Raw genomic sequence first — 17,723 nt, 5'->3', positions numbered from 1 at the left:
TCAGCCCTCGTCGTCCCAGGAGCCGGACCGCGACCCGCCGATCTCGGGGCTGCCGCCGCCCGTCGCCCGGTCCCTGACCCGGAGCTTCAGCGTCAGCTTGTGCGACCGGGCCGACGAGTGTCCGGCGCCCGCGCCCGCCGTGGCCACCCCGAACTGGAGTTTCCCCTCGCCCTTGACGTCGTCGCGCAGTTCCAGCAGCAACTCCAGCTGGGCTTCCTGGATCTCGAAGGCGAACTGTTCGTGCGTGCCCCGGTCCTGGGCCTCGTACAGTTCCTGCCGCAACTCCTCGATGGCTGCGGCCAACCCGATCGTCGCCATGGCAACTCCCCCTGATTGCACGCCTCGTACCCGGAAGTGTGCCCTCACCCTGTCAGGGACCGCTGATACTGGCCAACTTCCGTGTCGCGACTCCCTCCCGACCAGGCATTGTTGACCATTTTGGCGGCAACTCATCGACTTCACAGGGAGTCTTCAGAAACCGCTGCTGCACTCATGCCCGCACGAGCCGCCCAGAGAAGAGACGGAAGTGAAGCGAGTGAAGCGCAGAACTGTGGTCATGGGGCTCACCGCGGCCGCCGCGGTTCCGGCGGTCGGGTTCGGTTCCGGGGTCGCGCAGGCCGCGAGCCGGGCGGGGGATACGGACGCCTCCCTGGTCTTCGACCCCAGCACCTACACCGAGCTGACCACCAGCATCACCGACACCGAGGGCACCGCCCACGAGGTGACGTACCACTTCTACAAGGTCGCCAGTTATGTGGCGAACCCGGTGGACGCCACGTACCAGGGGCTCAACGTCAGCGTTCCGGTGACGGTCGACGGGACGGCCGTCGACGCCACCGACGCACCGATCCTGTTCGCCAACTCGGTGGGCGGCTACATGCCCTCCTCGGTGGCCGACGCGACCGGCATCGGGGCCGGTGGGGGCGCGGGCGGTCCCGGGGGACCTGGGGGGCCGGGCGGACCCGGCGGGCCCGGGGGCGGGGACAGCGGGCCGAGCCGGACGCTGCTGGCGCTGCTCGCCGGGTACGTCGTCGTCGAGCCGGGCGCCCGCGGTCGTACTCTCGTCGACGCGTCCGGTGTGTACTACGGCACCGCGCCCGCCGCGATCGTCGACCTCAAGGCGGCCGTGCGGTACGTGAAGTTCAACCGGGGGCGGATACCGGGGAACGTGGACCGGATCGTCTCGTCCGGTACGAGTGCCGGTGGCGCCCTCTCCGCGCTGCTCGGCGCCTCGGGCGACAGCCCGCTCTACGCGAAGGACCTGGCGGCGCTGGGCGCGGCCGAGGCGAGCGACGCGGTCTTCGCGAGCGGTGACTGGTGCCCGATCACCGACCTGGAGCACGCCGACGCGTCGTACGAGTGGTGCTGGGGCGGCAACCCGCTGGCCGACGGCTCGACGGTGGACGCGACGATCTCCGCCGACCTGAAGGCGGAGTTCACCGACTACCTGGCCTCGCTGCGGCTGAGCGCACCCGGCTTCGGGCGGCTCACCGACCGCAACCTGGACGAGTACCTGGTCAAGACCCACCTGGAGCCGTCCGCCACCGGCTACCTCGCCGCCCTCTCGGACACGGACCGTGCCACCTACCTGGCCGCGAACACGTTCATCGGCTGGGACGGCACGAACGCCACCTTCTCCTGGGCGGACTTCCTCACCCATGTCGGCGCCCGGAAGAAGGGCGCGCCGTCGTTCGACGCCTTCGACCTGTCGACGCCCGAGTGCAACGAGTTCGGCACCGGCACCACCGCCGCCCGCCACTTCACCCTCTACAGCCTGCGGCACGCGGAGGGTGCCAGTGCCCGCCTCGACAGCGACATCCCCGAGCGGCTGCACCAGATGAACCCGATGTTCCACCTGGTGGAGCAGGTGAACCCGAACCGGGCCAGGCACTGGTGGATCCGGCTCGGCACGAAGGACAGCGACACCTCGCTGACCGTCGCCGCCAACCTCGCCGCCCGGCTGAAGAACCTCGGCGACGACGTGGACATCACGTACTACTGGGACGCCGGGCACGGCGCCGACAACGACCCCGCGGACTTCATCACGTGGATCGCGCAGGTGTCGGGTCACCGGCCCGTGAGCCGTCGGCGCTGAAACTCAGGTAGGTGGCCAGGAAGCCGACGGCGTAGCCGGTCAGCAGGCCGCCCGCGTAGACCGCCGCCGCCAGGGCCGGGCCCCTGTTCCCCGTCAGCAGGGGGAACAGGGCCCAGCCCGAGGGGCCGATGGCGGTGGCCCCGACGCGGTCGCCCAGTACGGCGAAGAAGCCGACGAAGGCCCCACCCGCCGCGCCGCCCGCGCAGGCGGTGAGGAAGGGGCGGCCGAGGGGGAGGGAGACGCCGTAGATCAGGGGTTCGCCGACGCCCAGCAGGCCGGCCGGGAGGGCGGACCTGATGGTCGTACGCAGTGAGGTGTCGTGGCGGAGGCGGACGTACACGGCCAGCGCGGCACCCACCTGGCCGGCGCCGGCCATGGCCAGGAGGGGGAGCAGGACGGTGTAGCCCTGCTGTTGGATGAGGGTGGTGTGGATGGGGATCAGGGCCTGGTGGAGGCCCAGCATCACGAGGGGGAGGAAGAGGCCGCCGAGGATCAGCCCGGCGAGGGGGCCGGTGGTGGCGAGGAGCCAGTCGGCGGCGGTGCCGATCGCGGAGGAGACGAGACCGGCGCCGTACATCAGGCCGTACAGGGTGGCCAGTCCGGCGACGAGGACGGTGACGGTGGGGGTCAGGAGGACGTCGAGGGCGTCCGGGACGCGGCCCCGGCACCACCGCTCGACGCGGACGGCGAGCAGGGCGGCGGCCAGTGCGCCCAGCACCCCGCCCTGCCCCGGCGCGAGGGCCACGCCGAAGGCGGTCACCTTCGCGACGCCCGGGTAGACGACGATCGCCGCGACCGCACCGCCGAGCACGGGCGTCCCGCCGAACACCTTCGCCGTGTTGTAGCCGACGAAGACGCTGATCAGGGCCATGAAGCCGGAGGCGATGGCGGCGAGGGCGGGGGTGAGAGAGGGCAGCAGCCCCGCGTTGACGAGAAGCCCGTTGAGACCGGCCAGCACCCCGCAGCCGATCAGGGCGGGAATGAGCGGCACGAAGACGTCGGCGACACGGCGCAGGACGGTCTTGAGAGGAGTCGCGTTGCGCCGGGCCCGGGCGACGCGCATCTCGGCCCCGCGAGCGGCGAGCTGCTCGGCTCCGGGGGCGGCGGGCTGCTCGGCTCCGGGGGTGGCGGGCTGCTCGGCTCCGGGGGTGGCGGGCTGCTCGGCTCCGGGGGTGGCGGGCTGTGCGGTTTCGCGGGTGGCGGGCTGCTCCGCCGCCCCCAGCAACCGCTGGAACTCGGCGGTCACCGTCACCACCGCCCCCGGTCCGATCACCACCTGGAGGCTGTCCCCGTCGGTCACCACCCCCAGCACCCCCGGCACCGCCCGCACCGCTTCCCCCTCCACCAGCGAGGGATCGCTCAGCCCCAGCCGCAGCCGGGTCATGCAGTGGGCGACGGAGGTGATGTTCGCGGGGCCGCCGACGAGGGGCAGCAGGGCGGCGGCGGTGTCGTACGGCGATCTCTGCACACCCCGAGCGTGCGGGTCAGCCGGCCGCCGTGGCGAGCGCGGCGCGCAGACGGCCGCCGGACTCCTCCAGAAGGCGGGCGGCGGTGGGCCCGTCGACACCGGCCAGGATCACCAGAATGGCGTTCTTCACCTCGCCGCCGGTGGCGGTGAGCGCCTGCTCGATCTCCTCGTCCCCGGCCCCGGTCGCGAGCGCCACGATCCGTCTGGAACGGGCGCGCAGCTTCTCGTTCGAGGCCCGGACGTCGACCATCAGGTTCCCGTAGGTCTTGCCGAGCCGGATCATCGTGATCGTCGACAGCATGTTGAGGACGAGCTTCTGGGCGGTGCCGGCCTTCAGGCGGGTGGAGCCGGTGAGCAGCTCGGGGCCGACGATCACCTCGATGCCGTGCTCGGCGGCCGCCGCGAGCGCGCTGCCCGCGTTGCAGGAGAGGCCGACGGTGAGGGCGCCGAGGGTGCGGGCGTGCTCGACGGCGCCGACGGCGTAGGGGGTGCGGCCGGAGGCCGAGACGCCGACGACCGAGTCGAGGGCGTCCACCCCGAGGGCGTCGAGGTCCTTGCGGGCCAGCTCGGCCGAGTCCTCGGCGCCTTCCACGGACGTGACCATGGCCTCCGGCCCGCCCGCGATGACACCGACGACCTGACCGGGAGCGGTGTTGAAGGTGGGCGGACACTCGGAGGCGTCGAGCACACCCAGCCGCCCGGCGGTCCCGGCACCGGCGTAGACGAGCCGCCCGCCCTGGGCCATCCGGGCGGCGACGGCATCGATGGCCCCGGAGATCTCCGGCAGCCGCAGCGCCACAGCGGCGGCGACCCCGGCGTCCTCCCCGTTCATGAGACGCGCGATGTCGAGGGTGGGAAGCGTGTCGATCTCGGAAAGCTCCGGCCGAAACGCCTCGGTGGTGAGCGCCTCCAGCTCGGAGCGGAGGGCGCGGTGTTCGGTGGCCATGGAGAACGGTTCTTTCTGACTCGGTCGAGTGCACCCACCAGGGGTGCGGGGCCGTATCGGCATGCGGCTCCGCCGCGTGGGCGCGACCGGCCACCACGCAGCCGCAGCCGTCACACCGCACGCACTCCTACGGTCTATCGCGGCACATTCCGGTGCCGATGAGCCAACGCCTCGTACGACGCCGCCAACGCCGGAGCCGCCGCCTCGTACGTCCGCTGGGCAACGCCCACGAACAGGCAGTCCACCACCAGCAACTGACTGGTCCGCGAGGACATCGCGGCCGGCCGCAGCTCACTCTCCCGCGAGGTCGAGGTCGTCAGCACATGGTCGGCGTACTGCGTCACCGAGGAATCCGGCCGCCCGGTGATGGCAACGGTCGTGGCCCCTCGCTCGAACGCGACCCGCAAGGGCTCTATGACATCCCCGGTGGACCCGGAATGCGTGATGGCGATGGCCACGTCACCCGCCCGCAACTGCACCGCGTTGGTGACCGCCAGATGCGGATCGCTGTGCGCGTGCGCTATCAGCCCTATCCGCAGCAGCTTCTGCGTGAGGTCCTGGGCGACCAGCCCGGACGCCCCGATGCCGTAGACGTCGGTCCGCCGGGCCCCGGCGAGCGCGCTCACCGCGGCCCCCAGCTGGACGGTGTCCAGGCCGGCGGCCGTGTCCGCGAGGGTCTGCTGCTCGTCGTAGGCGAGTTTCGCGACGACGTCGGCGATCGGATCGTCGACGGCTATGTCCGTGGTGATCGCGGGCGCCCGCCCCGACTGCTGGTGTGCGGCGAGCCCGGCGAGGGCGAGCCGCAGATCGCGGTAGCCGGGGTAACCGAGCAGCCGGGCGGTGCGCACGACGGTCGCCTCGCTCGTGCCGGTGCGCTCCGCGAGCCCGGTGACCGTGAGGGCCGCGCAGCCGGCGGGGTCGCCCGCGACGGCTTCGGCGACACGCTGCATGGAGCGGGTCATGGAGGGGGCGAGGGTACGCACCTTGGCCGCGAGGGCGGCCGGAGCCGGCGGTGCTTTGCCGGGGGCCGGGGGCCCGCCCGGACTGTTGCCGAAAATTTCCTTCACGTTCTCGGTCACAACTGAAAGATATTTTCGTTTCGGGTGGCTGGTCAAGACCGCGCACAATAGGACCATGGAGCCCGTAAGCCCCCTGGAACAGGCGCTGCACGCAGCCCGCGCCCTGGTGCTCGCCGACCTGGTAGCGGGCGAGGTCGCCGAGGCGGACGTCGTCTCGCTGGTGGAGGACTCCGTCGTACAGCGGCGCTGGTGGGTCCAGCAGTGGCCGGACGGGGCGGAGTACGTGGCGGGGCTGGTCGCCCAGGACGTACAGGACGCGCTGCTGGAGCGGTACGGCCGCTGGCCGCTGTGCCCGGTGTGCGGCACCGGCGACCCGCACGCCCTGGACGTCGAGCCGGAACTCGGTCCCGACCCGCACTGGGTGTGCCACCAGGCGGGCGTGAAGGTCGCCTCCGTCGGCTCCCTGGGCCGGGCGACGGGCGGGATGGCGTCCTCATGACGGTGCTCTCATGACGGTGTACATCGACCCGCCTACCTGGCCGGGCCACGGCCGCATGTGGTCCCACCTGGTCAGCGACGTCTCCTACGCCGAACTGCACGCCTTCGCCGAGGGCTTGGGCGTCCCCCGGCGCGGCTTCGAACGCGACCACTACGACATCCCGTCCCACCGCTACCCGGACGCGGTACGGGCGGGCGCGGTGGAGGTCAGCAGCCGCGAGGTGGTACGGCTGCTGCACGGGGCGGGGCTGCGCAGACGCAAGAGCGACGTGCCCCGATAGCGGCCCCTACCGCGCCGAACCCGACCACGGCCCCTACCGCGCCGCCCGCAGTTCGAAGGCCAGGCCCTCCCCGTCCTCGCTCACCCTGGTGAAGCCGGCGCGGGTGACGACCGCCTGGGAGGGGAGGTTGGCGGGTTCGACGGTGGCGAACAGGGAGCGTACGTCGGTGCGGGGCAGGGCCCAGTCGGCCAGGGCGCGCAGCGCCTCCGTCGCGTAGCCCTGGCCGCGGGCGGACTCCGTCAGGTCGTAACCGATCTCCACCCGGCCCTCCTCGTCCGGTGCGGAGTGGAAGCCCAGGCCGCCGACCGCGCGGCCGTCCTCCCGGCGGACCAGGGCGAAGACGCCGAACTCCGGCCGGTGCACGCCCCCTTCGTACGCCTTCAGCAGGAAGCCGGCGGCCTCCCGGGTGCCCTCGTAGGGGCCGCCCTCGGTCCACTCGAAGCCGCCGTCGCCGCCGAGGCTCAGGTCACGGGCCTCGGCGGGGCGGATGCCGACGAGGTCGAGGCGGTCGGCGGGGATGACGAGGTTGTTGTGCCAGCGCCACTCGGTGACCGGGGCGCGGCCGGGCAGCTCGCCGCGGCCGGTGGCCCACAGCAGGGTCTCCCAGGGCGTCGGACCGGGCTGGACGTGCGGGAAGAGCAGCGCCAGCACGGACTCGGCCAGTTCGGCGGAGGGCTGGTAGGGGATCTCCAGGCCCGCCGCCATGTCGTGCGTGTGGAGCAGTACTTCGGCGACGCCCATCGCGGCGAAGCCGACCCGGTCCGCGCTGCGGAAGGGGTACGGGTGGAAGGCGCGGATCGCGCGCGGGGTGGTCCGGACGGTGGCGGCGAGCAGCGCGCCGGTCGTCTCGATCACGTGCAGCAGGCCGGAGTTGTCGGTGCCGTCGTCGAGCCTGAGCTCGAAGGGCACGTACGCGTCCTGGGCGCGGCCGGCGAGATTGGCGGCGTACGCGAGGAGATCGTCGGCGACATGGACCGCCGTCTCGTGGCAGTTCCAGTCCAGGCGCCCCGCCCTCACCTCCGTCCAGTCCCGTGCCACCGCCGGCCGCAGCGCCGCGACACAGCCCGCGACGGCCTCTATGACCTGATCCCCGCCCATTTCACGCATGAGGCGCACCCTAGGACGCCGGGTCCTCCGCGGTCGACAGCATTTCCAGCTCGGCGGCGAGGTTGTAGCGGGCGGTCGGCTCCCATTCCGCCCGGCCGTGCGGGGTTCTGAAGAGCCTTGGCAGGTCGAGGAGTTGACGCAGGATCGCGGAACGGCCTTCGCGGAAGGCGTCGTTCGGGACGAAGTGGTACTCCTCGCGCACCTCGGCGGTGTAGGCGGCGTACGCGGCGGGCGGGGCGGCGAGGATCGCCAGGTCGGCGTCGCACAGGACCTCGCCGTTGCGGTCGCCGGGGGCCGGGTCGTGGGTGACGGTGAGCCGGACCAGGCGGGCGACCTCGGCGGTCCCGGCCGCGGAGACCCCGGCCTCGGGGAGGGCGCGTTCGGCGAGACGGGCCGAGCGCTCCTCGTTCTCCGACCGGTCCGGCAGATACACCGCGTCGTGGAACCAGGCGGCGAGCCGCACCAGATCGGGGTCGTCCGCGTACTCCGCCAGTACGTCGACGTGGTCGAGGACCGCCGTGAGGTGGGCCAGGGTGTGGTACCGGCGCTGCGGCTCCTGCCAGCGACGCAACAGCTCGTCGGCGTACGGGTCGGTGTCGGGGTAGGAGGTGTCTTCGTCCCGTGCCATCTGCACGGCGCGCCGCCAGCGGACGCTCAGTTCCTGGAGATCGGCCATGCGCCCATTCTCCCGCGCGCCACTGACATGCCCCCAGCGTGGACGCCGTGACGCTCGTACGGCTGTACACGGGCCGGGCGGTCGACGGGGCGGCGTACGAGCTGACGGGGCAGCGGTGGAGGGGCTGGATCTGTCCCGGTGAGCGGCTGGATCTGTCCGGGTGAGCGGCTGGATCTGTCCGGGTGAGCGGCCGGGGGCGGTCTCGCGTCCGTATACGGTCCCCCCTTACGCTTGGATTGGACTAGACCTCCTGTGGTCGGCCGGTCAGCCCTGCGGATCGGCCGACCGCGCCAGGGGTACACGGGGAACACCACGGAAGGGGCCCTATGAGCACGCGTGCAGTCCTGGAGGTGATCGCCCTCGACGCCGAGGACGCGGTCGCCGCCCAGGCCGGAGGCGCGGACCGCCTCGAACTGGTCACCGACATGGCGGCCGACGGGCTGACCCCGCCGCCGGGGACCTTCACCGCGATCCGGGCCGCCGTCGACCTCGACCTGCGCGTGATGCTGAGGCTGGCGGACGGGTTCGCCGCGGGGGACGTCGACCGCCTGGTCGGGGTGGCCGGGGAGCTGCGGGCGGCGGGGGCCGACCAGTTCGTGCTCGGGTTCCTCGGCGCGCACGGGGATGTGGACCTGGCGGCCGTGGAGCGCGTGGTGGCCGAGCTGGCGGGCTGCCGCTGGACCTTCCACCGGGCCATCGACCGCGCCGCCGACCGTGACGCGCTGCGCAAGCAGCTCGCCGACCTTCCGGGCCTCGACGCCTACCTCACCGCGGGCGCGGCGACGGGTGTGGACGAGGGGCTGCCCACCCTGCTGGCCGAGGCGCGGCGCCGTGGTGAGCCGGGGTACGGGCAGACGCTTCTGGTGGGGGGAGGCCTGCGGCTCGACCATGTGCCGGGGCTGCGGGCGGCGCGGATCGACGCGTTCCACATCGGCGGCGCGGCACGGCCGGGCGGCTGGGACGGACCGGTCTCGGCGTCGGCCGTACGGGAGTGGCGGCGGGTGCTGGACGAAGGGTAGGCGCCCTCCCGTCCCTGGTGTTCATTTAAATGAACACCAGGTTCGCCAGATCGGTATGGCCTGTTATAGTGAACGTATGGTTCACTCAAACGACTTCCGGGGCCGTGGATGGGCCCGCAGACCGGGCCCGGGACCGGGCGGCAGCCGGTGAGCAGTACCGCGGCCGCGGTCGGCGCGAAGATTCGCCTGCGCCGTCAGCAGCGCGGCATGAGCGCGGCGGAGATGGCCCGGCGCGCCGGACTGAGCAAGGCCACCCTGTCCCAGCTGGAGGCCGGCCGGGGCAACCCGACCATCGACACCCTGGACGCCATCGCGATCGCCCTGCGCATCCCGATCGCGGACCTGCTCGCACGTGACGCCGACACCGGCCCGGTCTACCGGGCGGGCACGGAGGCCGAACCCGGCGAGGTCACACGCGAGTTGCTGCGCCGTATCAGCAGCGGCAACAGCCTGGAGATCTGGCGGCTGCGCATCCGGCCCGAGACCGAGCTGGCCGGTGTCCCGCACGCCACCGGCACGATCGAGCACCTGATCATCTCCACCGGCCACGTCACCGCCGGACCGGTCGACGCCCCGCACGACCTCGGCCCCGGCGACATGCTCGCCTTCGCCGGCGACGCCCCGCACTTCTACCGCACCGGCGCCGAGGCGGTGGACATCACCGTCGTCTTCGCCTCCCCCATCAGCGCCTGAGAACGGGACCACCCCTCATGAGCACCGTCACCCTCGCCACCACCCCGTCCGGCCTGTCCTTCGTCAGCGACAACATGGCCGGCGCCTCCCCCCGCATAGCCGCGGCCGTCGCCGACGCCGCGGCGGGTCAGGTCCTGCCCTACGGAAACGACCCCTTCACCGAGCGCGCCCGCGGCAGGCTCGCCGAGATCTTCGAACGGGACGTCGACGTCTTCCCCGTCTCCACCGGATCCGCCGCCAACGGCCTCGCCCTGGCCGCCCTCACCCCGCCGTGGGGCAGCGTCCTCGCCCACCAGGACAGCCACATCCACCACGACGAATGCGGGGCACCCGAGTTCTTCACCGGCGGCGCCAAGCTCGTCGGACTCCCCGGCCTCGACAGCAAGATCGACCCCGAGGCGCTCCAGGCCGCGGTGCGCCGCCGCGCCGGCGACGTCCACAGCGTGCAGCCGTCCGTGGTGAGCATCAGCCAGGCCACCGAGAGCGGCAGCGTCCACACCGTCGAGGAGATCCGCCGGCTGTCCTCGATCGCCAAGGGCGCGGGCCTGCGCGTCCACATGGACGGCGCCCGCTTCGCCAACGCCCTGGTCCACCTCGACGCCACCCCCGCCGAGATGACCTGGAAGGCGGGGGTCGACGTGGTGTCCTTCGGCGCCACCAAGAACGGCGCGATGACCGCCGACGCCATCGTCTCCTTCGACCCCGCCCTCGCCGCGGAACTGGCCTTCCGGGCCAAGCGCGGCGGTCAGCTCACCTCCAAGATGCGCTTCCAGACGGCCCAGCTCGACGCCTACCTCACCGACGACCTGTGGCTGGACAACGCCCGCCGGGCCAACGCCATGGCCACCCGTCTCGGCACCGGCCTCAAGGCCATCCCCGGCGTCGGCCTGCTGGCCGCCCCGCAGGCCAACATCCTCTTCTGCCGCCTGCCCCAGCACGTCACCGACGGCCTCCTCGCCGAGGGCTACGCCTTCTACCACGACCGCTGGGAGCCGGGCATCGTCCGCTTCGTCACCGCCTTCTCCCACCAGGCCGACGACATCGACCAGCTCCTCGACGCGGTCCACCGCCACAGCGCCTGAACCCCGCGACGGCGTTGAGGACCGGGCCGAGTGCGCCGAACCGGCCCGCCACGCCCTCGCGTCGTGCCTGCCGGACGGTGCCGCGCCACCGGGTCGCCCACCTCGTGTCGCGACCGTCTCCCGTCCCCGGCTCCATCCCGCCCCGCACGGCGGTACCGATGTCCCCGAAGTCCGCTGCCGGCGGGCCGGGACCGTCTGCGTCAGGTCAGCTGGGGCGGGAGCGGGGCCGTGTGCGTCACGATCAGGCCGGAGACGGCGCGGGTGAGGGCGACGTAGAGGCGGCGCAGGCCCGTGCGTTCGTCGGGTTCGCCGTCGACCACCGCCTGCGGTTCGTCCAGGACCACGTAGTCGTACTCCAGGCCCTTCGCCAGTGACGCCGGGACCAGGGTGAGACGGGTCTCGGCCGTCGTCTCCTCGCCGGGGGAGAGGTATCCGATACCCGCCGCCGTCAGGGCTTCCGCCAGCGCCGGTACGCGCGCGTCCGCCGCGATCAGGCCCGTCGATCCCTCGTTGCGCAGCAACTCCGCACAGGCGGCCACCACTTCGGCGGTGTCCGTGATCTGCCGGAGCGCGAAGAAGCCGGGGTTCTCACGGACCGACGCCACCGGGGTGAGGCCGGGGGCGATGTGCGGGAGGAGCCGCGAGGCGTACGTGATGACGTCCGTCGGGACGCGGAAACCGGCCGTCAGCTCCTCGATCACGCCGTCCGACTTGCCGAGGTGGGACAGGGCCTCGTCCCAACTCCGGGTCGCCCAGGGCGTGGTGCCCTGCGCCAGGTCGCCGAGGATGGTCGCCGAGCCGGTGGTGCAGCGGCGGCCGACCGCGCGGTACTGCATGGGCGACAGGTCCTGCGCCTCGTCCAGGACCACATGGCCGAGGGAGTGCGTCCGCTGGACGAGATCCGTCGTCTCGTCGATCAGCACGGCGTCCGCAGGCGACCACCTGGCCGCCTTGACGCTGCGCACCGGCTTCGCCCAGACGATCGTCTTCTGCTCGTCGTCGGTGAGGATCCCGTCCGCGTGTACGGCGAGAAAGTCCGCGTCCGTGAGCAGGCGCAGCACGAGTTTCGCCGGGTCGACCGGCGGCCAGACCTGCTTGACGGCCGCCTTCACCGCCGCGTTGCGGGCCACCGAGTCCTGCACGCGGTCGTCGGGAGCCTCGCCCGAGCGTTCCATCTGGACCAGCACGGCGTGTGCGATGCGCTGCGGCAGGGCCTCGCGCGCCGCGCCGTACCGGATACCTCGGTCCAGCAACTCCCCGACGATGCCCTCCAGTTCGTACGCCGGGACGCGCCAGCGGCGGGAGCCGCGGACCACCACGACCGGCTCGGTGGGCATCGTGACGTGCGCGTACACGGCTCTGCGCAGCACCTCCGCCATCCGGGCGTCGCCCTTGATCACGGCGGCGGGCGCGGTGTCGGTGCCGCGCGCCTCGACGCCGTTCGCCACCAGGTCGTCCACCGTCGCCTGCTGCACCGTCAGCTCGCCCAGCGCCGGGAGCACCTGCTCGATGTAGTGGAGGAAGGAGCGGTTCGGGCCGATGACCAGGGTGCCGGTGCGGGCGAGGCGCTCGCGGTGGGCGTACAGGAGATACGCGACCCGGTGCAGGCCGACGGCGGTCTTCCCGGTCCCCGGCCCTCCCTGCACGCACACGGTTCCGCCGAGGCCGCTGCGCACGATCTCGTCCTGCTCGGGCTGGATGGTCGCGACGATGTCCCGCATCGGTCCCACGCGCGGACGCTCGATCTCCTGCTGGAGCAGCTTGCTGGTCCGGGTGGCCTCGGCCGGGTCGGACAGGTGCTCGTCCTCGTACGCCGTGATGTCGCCGCGGGTGTACCCGAAGCGGCGGCGCAGCGCGACGTCCATCGGGTCCTTCTTCGACGCGCGGTAGAACGGCTGCGAGACCGGGGCCCGCCAGTCGATGACCATCGGGTCGCCGTCGTGGTCGTGGACGTGCCGGCGCCCGATGTAGAAGCGCTCGCCGTACGCGCCCTCGGCCTGGTCGGCACCGGGGGCGTGCAGGTAGTCGAGGCGGCCGAAGAACAGCGGGGTGTCGCTGAGGTCGGCCAGCGCCTTGATGCGCTCCTCGATCTGGCGGGCGAGCACCTCGGCGTTGACCCAGTTCGCGGTGACGTCACGGATGTCCAGCGACTCGGCGTCCTCCCGCATGGCCCGCAGAGCGGCCCGGGAGCCGGTGAGGTGGGCGCGCTCGCGGGAGAGGGGGTCCGTGGCGGGTTCGGTGCCCGGATCGGCTCCGGGGCCGGCTCCGGGGGCGGCGGGCGAGTCCGTGAGGGGGTCGTGGGCGGGCGTGGACAAGGGGGTGCCTCCGAAGGCCTGCGAGTGGGTGGCGCTCAGGTGTGAGTGGCGCACAGGTGGCGATCAGCCGACCGGTTTCCGTCCGGGCGGCGGCACTCCGGGGAAGGAGGCGGGCAAGAGCGGAGATTCTAGTGAGCCGAGGGCGAGGGAGGCCAATGGATTTCCCCCGGATGCGCCGAGGGGGGTGGGGCGGGCGCCGGGGCGGGGGGCGCCGAGAAGGGGGTGGGGTGTGCCGAGGGGGCGTGGCGTGCCGAGGGGGTGGGAGTGGGGCTTGTCCTGTGAGGTGGGTGGGGCGGCGGCGGTGAAGGGGGCGTGGCGTGCGCTGGGCGGAGGGGCGTGGCGCCTGGCGGGGGGACGTGGGCGCGCCTGGCGGGGCTGGCGTGGCGCCGGGCAGGGGGCCTGGTCCGCGTGCCGGGCGGGGTGGGCGGCGGGCGTGTCTCCGGGGCGGAAGGCCGGGTCCCCTAGGGGGCGTGTCCCTCGTGGGGTGGGGCGGAGGTGGGGGGTGGCGTCCATCGACGGGTGGACTGGCGGAAGCCGGAAATTGGACCCGTGGACCGATGCCGTGTTTGGGCCCGAAGTTCCACCATTGAGGCATGAGCGCAGCAACCATCCATCCAGTCCCCTCCGGTCCACCGGGCGCCACCGCCCTGGACGGAGTCCCGCACCCCCAGCACCGTCTGGGCGACGCCCTGCGTGCCGTCAAGGTCTTCGTCAGCGCGGCGTTCAGCGTCGTCATACTCGGCGAATACGGCGAGGAAGCAGGCATACGCCGTAAGTAACGGCATAGTGTCGCCTCCGTGCCGAACCGGACGGTGACGTCATTCCCCCTGCTCTCCCTCTCCCTCCCCCGTTCCCTCCCTCTCCTGGCAGTTTCCCTTTCCTCCTTCGCCGCCCTCTGCGTCCTGCTGCACGCCCCGATGGCCGATCTGCTGGTCTACCGGGCCGAGGGCGAGGCCGTGGTCCACGGCGGTGACCTGTACGGCTTCACGGTCACCGAGTGGCGGCTGCCGGCGACGTACCCGCCCTTCGCGGCGGTCCTGTTCGTCCCGACGACCTGGATCCCCGTCCCGGCCCTCAAAGCGGCGTTCCTCGCGGGCAACGCGCTCCTGCTCGCCTGTCTCGTCGCCCTGTCCGCCCGCCTGGCCGGCCGCACGTCATCCCTCCCCGTGCTGTGCACGGCCACCGCCCTCGCCCTCTGGCTGGAGCCGGTCTTCCAGACTCTGCTCTTCGGTCAGATCAACCTGGCGATCGCCTGCCTGGTCCTCTGGGACCTCACCAGGCCGCCCGGCGCCCGCGCCAAGGGCCTGGCCCTGGGCATCGCGGCGGGCGTCAAACTCACCCCGGCGATCTTCATCGCCTACCTGTTGCTCACCGCACGCAGAAAGGAGGCAGGCGTCGCGACGGCGTCCTTCGCCGGTACGGCACTGCTCGGCGCCCTGTTCCTGCCCGCGGCGACCGTGGACTTCTGGACGCGGCGCCTGTTCGAGACCGGGCGGGTCGGCAAGGCCTGGATCGTCGACAACCAGTCGCTCCAGGGCCTGATCGCGAGGGTGACGGGCACGGAGGCGCCAGGCCTGGCGTGGGCACTCCCGGCGGCCGTGCTCGCGGCGACGGGCCTGTGGCTGGCGGCCCGCGCCCACCACGCCCATCGCACCGACCGCACCGACCGCACGCACCGCACGCACCGCGTCGACGGCGACAGCTGGGGCATCCTGCTCACCGCGTTCACGGCCCTGCTGATCAGCCCGATCAGCTGGTCCCATCACTGGGTGTGGTGCGTCCCGCTGCTGGCGGTGCTCCTGGCGGAGACCCGCACGGCCCTGGCGCTCACCGCCGCCGCCCTCTTCACCGCCCGCACGATGTGGCTGCTGCCGCACGAGGGCGACCGGGACCTGCGCCTCCCGTGGTGGCAGCAGCCGTGCGCGGCGCCGTACCCGCTGCTGGGGCTGGCGCTGCTGGCGGGCACGGCCGTAGCCCTACGACGGCACAGCCGCGCCCTGCCGGGTACTCAGCCCTGCGTGCCCTCCACACCCTCGACGCCCCCGGAGCCCTCCGTGCCCTCGGCGAGGAGCTCGTCCGCGTCCACGATCCGGTAGGCATAGCCCTGCTCCGCCAGGAACCGCTGCCGGTGGGCGGCGAAGTCCTGGTCGATCGTGTCGCGGGCGACGACGGAGTAGAAGTGGGCCTGGTGGCCGTCGGCCTTGGGACGGAGCACCCGGCCGAGGCGCTGGGCCTCCTCCTGGCGGGAGCCGAAGGTGCCCGACACCTGGATGGCGACCGTGGCCTCCGGCAGGTCGATGGAGAAGTTGGCGACCTTCGACACCACCAGCACGCTGATCTCGCCCTGGCGGAATGCCTCGAAGAGCTTCTCGCGCTGGGCGTTGGAGGTCTCGCCCTTGATGACGGGGGCGTTCAGGTGCTCGCCCAGCTCGTCGAGCTGGTCGATGTACTGGCCGATGACGAGGATCTGCTGGCCCGCGAAGCGACGCACGATCGCCTCCGTGACCTTCCGCTTGGTCGCGGTGGTCGCGCAGAAGCGGTACTTCTCCTCGGTCTCGGCGGTGGCGTAGGCGAGCCGCTCCGAGTCCGTGAGGTTCACCCGCACCTCGACACAGTCGGCGGGCGCGATATAGCCCTGCGCCTCGATCTCCTTCCACGGGGCGTCGAAGCGCTTGGGCCCGATGAGAGAGAACACGTCCGATTCCCGGCCGTCCTCGCGCACGAGGGTGGCCGTCAGCCCCAGCCGCCGGCGCGCCTGCAGATCGGCGGTGAACTTGAAGACAGGAGCCGGCAGCAGATGGACCTCGTCGTAGACGATCAGACCCCAGTCCCGGGAGTCGAAGAGTTCGAGGTGCGGGTAGACACCCTTCCGCTTGGTCGTGAGCACCTGGTACGTCGCGATCGTGACGGGCCGGATCTCCTTCCGGGTCCCGCTGTACTCCCCGATCTCGTCCTCGGTGAGACTCGTCCGCTTCACCAGCTCGTGCTTCCACTGCCGTGCGGAGACGGTGTTGGTGACGAGGATCAGGGTCGTCGACTTGGCCTGTGCCATGGACCCGGCACCGACCAGCGTCTTGCCCGCCCCACAGGGCAGTACGACGACGCCGCTCCCGCCGTGCCAGAAGTTCTCCACGGCCTGCTTCTGGTACGGCCGCAGCGCCCAGCCGTCCTCGGCGAGCTCGATCGGGTGCGCCTCGCCGTCCACGTATCCGGCGAGGTCCTCGGCGGGCCAGCCCAGCTTCAGGAGCGTCTGCTTGATCTGCCCGCGCTCGGAGGGATGCACGGCCACGGTGTCGGGGTCGATCCGCGCGCCGACCAGCGGGATGATCCGCTTGGAGCGCAGGATCTCCTCCAGGACCGGCCGGTCGGTGGTGGTGAGCACCAGCCCGTGCGCCGGGTGCTTGGAGAGCGTCAGGCGGCCGTAGCGGTCCATCGTCTCGGCGATGTCGACCAGCAGCGCGTGCGGCACCGGGTAGCGGCTGAACTCCACCAGCGCGTCCACGACCTGCTCGGCGTCGTGTCCGGCCGCCCGCGCGTTCCACAGGCCCAGAGGGGTCACCCGGTAGGTGTGGATGTGCTCCGGCGCCCGCTCCAGCTCGGCGAAGGGCGCGATCGCCCGACGGCAGTCGTCGGCCCGCTCATGGTCGACTTCCAGGAGCAGCGTCTTGTCGGACTGGACGATCAACGGACCATTCACGCGCGGCACCCTTTCTCTTTCGGCCCATGCGGCCATCGCCTTGGCGGCCATCGTCGTGGGCCAAAGTTCCAGTGTGCCTCATGGGTGAGCGATCACTTCCGCCGATCGGCGCGACGTACACCGTCCCTGCCCGGCTTGTGGGGGTGTCTGATCGTCCCGTGCAACCTTGAGCCCGTTTCGGCTGTCTTATCCCGGGGGGAGCAGCGCAAGGCGTGTGGCTCGGGGAGGAGCTGGTGGGGTGACGTCCGTACGTATCTGGGGGGTAGGCGCCGGGGCGGTGGCGGTGCTGGTGGTGACGGCGGTGTGGGCACAGGGGTCGGCCGGTGTGGACGCCGGTCTGTGGGCCCAGGTGCGCCCCGCGATAGAGGCCCGGCTCGTGGCACAGGCCGCCGGCACCGGTGCCGGGGAGAGCGAGCCCGCTCTCCGGTCGCGGTGGTTCTGCCGGGCGGAGGCCCTGGACCTGATGGAGAGCGGGGGCCAGGTGCGGGCCGGGGTCGACACGCTGTGCCTGGAGTACGGCGAGCGTGCCGGAGCCCTGGTGGAGTGCGGCGGTGCGCAGATACCGCAGGTGGTCCGGCTGGAGCGGGACTCGGCGCACGGCGGCTACCGCGTCGTCTCCGAGGAGGAGCCGCCGGACGGCGAGGGCTACGGCTCGTGGACGGCCGGCCACTTCAGCCGCTACGGCGAGTCCCGCCTCGACGAGGAGATGGAGTCCACCGCACTGGAGACCGTGGCCCGTACCCACTTCGCCCTGCCGGCGGACGCACCGGTGCGGTACTGCTGAGGTGCTGAGCACTTCGCGGTGAGCGCCGTGACAGGCAGCTCCG

At 72.4% G+C, this 17,723-nt stretch carries 18 protein-coding genes; 10 read left to right on the top strand and 8 right to left on the bottom strand.

The features are described 5' to 3' along the window. A complete protein-coding gene (locus ACZ5K7_RS10440; RefSeq protein WP_351711356.1) occupies positions 1 to 318 on the bottom strand; it encodes a trypco2 family protein in 318 nt (105 codons plus the stop codon). Between the two features lie 238 nt (positions 319 to 556). On the opposite strand from ACZ5K7_RS10440, the gene ACZ5K7_RS10435 reads away from it, so the two are divergent. Beyond that, positions 557 to 2,095: a subtype B tannase gene (locus ACZ5K7_RS10435; protein ID WP_468912608.1), complete on the top strand. Its 1,539-nt coding sequence runs from the start codon at positions 557 to 559 to the stop codon at positions 2,093 to 2,095. Here ACZ5K7_RS10435 and ACZ5K7_RS10430 read toward each other — a convergent pair. The 3 genes from ACZ5K7_RS10430 to ACZ5K7_RS10420 form a co-directional block, all read right to left on the bottom strand. Further along, on the bottom strand, positions 2,043 to 3,563 hold the full coding sequence (locus tag ACZ5K7_RS10430; RefSeq protein WP_468912397.1) for a PTS transporter subunit EIIC: 1,521 nt from the start codon (positions 3,561 to 3,563) through the stop codon (positions 2,043 to 2,045). The two genes, ACZ5K7_RS10435 and ACZ5K7_RS10430, sit on opposite strands and share 53 nt — an antisense overlap. A gap of 16 nt (positions 3,564 to 3,579) precedes the next feature. Beyond that, positions 3,580 to 4,509 carry an N-acetylmuramic acid 6-phosphate etherase gene (gene murQ, locus ACZ5K7_RS10425; protein WP_468912396.1) on the bottom strand — a complete coding sequence of 310 codons (930 nt, stop codon included), beginning with the start codon at positions 4,507 to 4,509 and terminating at the stop codon, positions 3,580 to 3,582. A gap of 134 nt (positions 4,510 to 4,643) precedes the next feature. Continuing rightward, the gene (locus ACZ5K7_RS10420; protein ID WP_351711364.1) at positions 4,644 to 5,588 is read right to left on the bottom strand and encodes a MurR/RpiR family transcriptional regulator; all 945 of its coding nucleotides are present in this window, start codon (positions 5,586 to 5,588) and stop codon (positions 4,644 to 4,646) included. A 55-nt stretch (positions 5,589 to 5,643) separates the two neighbouring features. On the opposite strand from ACZ5K7_RS10420, the gene ACZ5K7_RS10415 reads away from it, so the two are divergent. Next, positions 5,644 to 6,027, top strand: a complete 384-nt coding sequence (locus tag ACZ5K7_RS10415) for a hypothetical protein (protein WP_351711366.1) — start codon at positions 5,644 to 5,646, stop codon at positions 6,025 to 6,027. A gap of 10 nt (positions 6,028 to 6,037) precedes the next feature. After that, positions 6,038 to 6,307: a DUF4031 domain-containing protein gene (locus ACZ5K7_RS10410; protein WP_468912394.1), complete on the top strand. Its 270-nt coding sequence runs from the start codon at positions 6,038 to 6,040 to the stop codon at positions 6,305 to 6,307. A gap of 33 nt (positions 6,308 to 6,340) precedes the next feature. On the opposite strand, the gene ACZ5K7_RS10405 is transcribed toward ACZ5K7_RS10410, so the two are convergent. Together ACZ5K7_RS10405 and ACZ5K7_RS10400 are read right to left on the bottom strand one after the other, a co-directional pair. Beyond that, positions 6,341 to 7,414 carry a GNAT family N-acetyltransferase gene (locus ACZ5K7_RS10405; protein ID WP_468912393.1) on the bottom strand — a complete coding sequence of 358 codons (1,074 nt, stop codon included), beginning with the start codon at positions 7,412 to 7,414 and terminating at the stop codon, positions 6,341 to 6,343. A 10-nt stretch (positions 7,415 to 7,424) separates the two neighbouring features. After that, positions 7,425 to 8,090, bottom strand: coding sequence for an HD domain-containing protein (locus ACZ5K7_RS10400; protein ID WP_468912392.1), 666 nt, complete (start codon positions 8,088 to 8,090; stop codon positions 7,425 to 7,427). A 38-nt stretch (positions 8,091 to 8,128) separates the two neighbouring features. On the opposite strand from ACZ5K7_RS10400, the gene ACZ5K7_RS10395 reads away from it, so the two are divergent. From ACZ5K7_RS10395 to ACZ5K7_RS10380, 4 genes are all read left to right on the top strand, one after another. Further along, positions 8,129 to 8,254, top strand: a complete 126-nt coding sequence (locus tag ACZ5K7_RS10395; protein ID WP_468912390.1) for a hypothetical protein — start codon at positions 8,129 to 8,131, stop codon at positions 8,252 to 8,254. A gap of 162 nt (positions 8,255 to 8,416) precedes the next feature. Then, positions 8,417 to 9,109, top strand: coding sequence for a copper homeostasis protein CutC (locus tag ACZ5K7_RS10390; protein WP_351711380.1), 693 nt, complete (start codon positions 8,417 to 8,419; stop codon positions 9,107 to 9,109). Between the two features lie 147 nt (positions 9,110 to 9,256). After that, a complete protein-coding gene (locus ACZ5K7_RS10385) occupies positions 9,257 to 9,802 on the top strand; it encodes a helix-turn-helix domain-containing protein (protein ID WP_351711382.1) in 546 nt (181 codons plus the stop codon). Between the two features lie 17 nt (positions 9,803 to 9,819). Next, positions 9,820 to 10,884 (top strand): threonine aldolase family protein, encoded by a 1,065-nt coding sequence (locus ACZ5K7_RS10380; protein WP_351711383.1) that lies wholly within the window; start codon positions 9,820 to 9,822, stop codon positions 10,882 to 10,884. 200 nt (positions 10,885 to 11,084) lie between these two features. Here ACZ5K7_RS10380 and ACZ5K7_RS10375 read toward each other — a convergent pair whose 3' ends face one another. Next, positions 11,085 to 13,199 carry a HelD family protein gene (locus tag ACZ5K7_RS10375; RefSeq protein ID WP_468912388.1) on the bottom strand — a complete coding sequence of 705 codons (2,115 nt, stop codon included), beginning with the start codon at positions 13,197 to 13,199 and terminating at the stop codon, positions 11,085 to 11,087. Between the two features lie 593 nt (positions 13,200 to 13,792). Here ACZ5K7_RS10375 and ACZ5K7_RS10370 point away from each other — a divergent pair. Together ACZ5K7_RS10370 and ACZ5K7_RS10365 are read left to right on the top strand one after the other, a co-directional pair. Beyond that, on the top strand, positions 13,793 to 13,978 hold the full coding sequence (locus tag ACZ5K7_RS10370; RefSeq protein WP_351711384.1) for a hypothetical protein: 186 nt from the start codon (positions 13,793 to 13,795) through the stop codon (positions 13,976 to 13,978). 138 nt (positions 13,979 to 14,116) lie between these two features. Beyond that, positions 14,117 to 15,295, top strand: coding sequence for a glycosyltransferase 87 family protein (locus ACZ5K7_RS10365; protein ID WP_468912606.1), 1,179 nt, complete (start codon positions 14,117 to 14,119; stop codon positions 15,293 to 15,295). On the opposite strand, the gene ACZ5K7_RS10360 is transcribed toward ACZ5K7_RS10365, so the two are convergent. Then, positions 15,208 to 16,896 (bottom strand): DNA repair helicase XPB, encoded by a 1,689-nt coding sequence (locus tag ACZ5K7_RS10360; protein ID WP_468912386.1) that lies wholly within the window; start codon positions 16,894 to 16,896, stop codon positions 15,208 to 15,210. The two genes, ACZ5K7_RS10365 and ACZ5K7_RS10360, sit on opposite strands and share 88 nt — an antisense overlap. Before the next feature lie 238 nt (positions 16,897 to 17,134). Here ACZ5K7_RS10360 and ACZ5K7_RS10355 point away from each other — a divergent pair, with 238 nt between their 5' ends. Next, on the top strand, positions 17,135 to 17,680 hold the full coding sequence (locus ACZ5K7_RS10355) for a hypothetical protein (protein ID WP_468912384.1): 546 nt from the start codon (positions 17,135 to 17,137) through the stop codon (positions 17,678 to 17,680). Positions 17,681 to 17,723 lie beyond the last annotated feature (43 nt).

It is taken from the genome of Streptomyces sp. NPDC031497, from assembly GCF_055580905.1.
The sequence above is the reverse complement of the archived record's forward strand: the minus strand, read 5'-3'. Positions and strand labels throughout refer to the sequence as shown.

Coding starts and splice junctions, on each gene's coding strand:
- ACZ5K7_RS10440 (WP_351711356.1), bottom strand. CDS start 318: ATGGCGACGATCGGGTTGGCCGCAGCCATCGAGGAGTTGCGGCAGGAA.
- ACZ5K7_RS10435 (WP_468912608.1), top strand. CDS start 557: ATGGGGCTCACCGCGGCCGCCGCGGTTCCGGCGGTCGGGTTCGGTTCC.
- murQ (WP_468912396.1), bottom strand. CDS start 4,509: ATGGCCACCGAACACCGCGCCCTCCGCTCCGAGCTGGAGGCGCTCACC.
- ACZ5K7_RS10415 (WP_351711366.1), top strand. CDS start 5,644: ATGGAGCCCGTAAGCCCCCTGGAACAGGCGCTGCACGCAGCCCGCGCC.
- ACZ5K7_RS10410 (WP_468912394.1), top strand. CDS start 6,038: ATGACGGTGTACATCGACCCGCCTACCTGGCCGGGCCACGGCCGCATG.
- ACZ5K7_RS10405 (WP_468912393.1), bottom strand. CDS start 7,414: ATGCGTGAAATGGGCGGGGATCAGGTCATAGAGGCCGTCGCGGGCTGT.
- ACZ5K7_RS10400 (WP_468912392.1), bottom strand. CDS start 8,090: ATGGCCGATCTCCAGGAACTGAGCGTCCGCTGGCGGCGCGCCGTGCAG.
- ACZ5K7_RS10390 (WP_351711380.1), top strand. CDS start 8,417: ATGAGCACGCGTGCAGTCCTGGAGGTGATCGCCCTCGACGCCGAGGAC.
- ACZ5K7_RS10380 (WP_351711383.1), top strand. CDS start 9,820: ATGAGCACCGTCACCCTCGCCACCACCCCGTCCGGCCTGTCCTTCGTC.
- ACZ5K7_RS10370 (WP_351711384.1), top strand. CDS start 13,793: ATGAGCGCAGCAACCATCCATCCAGTCCCCTCCGGTCCACCGGGCGCC.
- ACZ5K7_RS10365 (WP_468912606.1), top strand. CDS start 14,117: ATGGCCGATCTGCTGGTCTACCGGGCCGAGGGCGAGGCCGTGGTCCAC.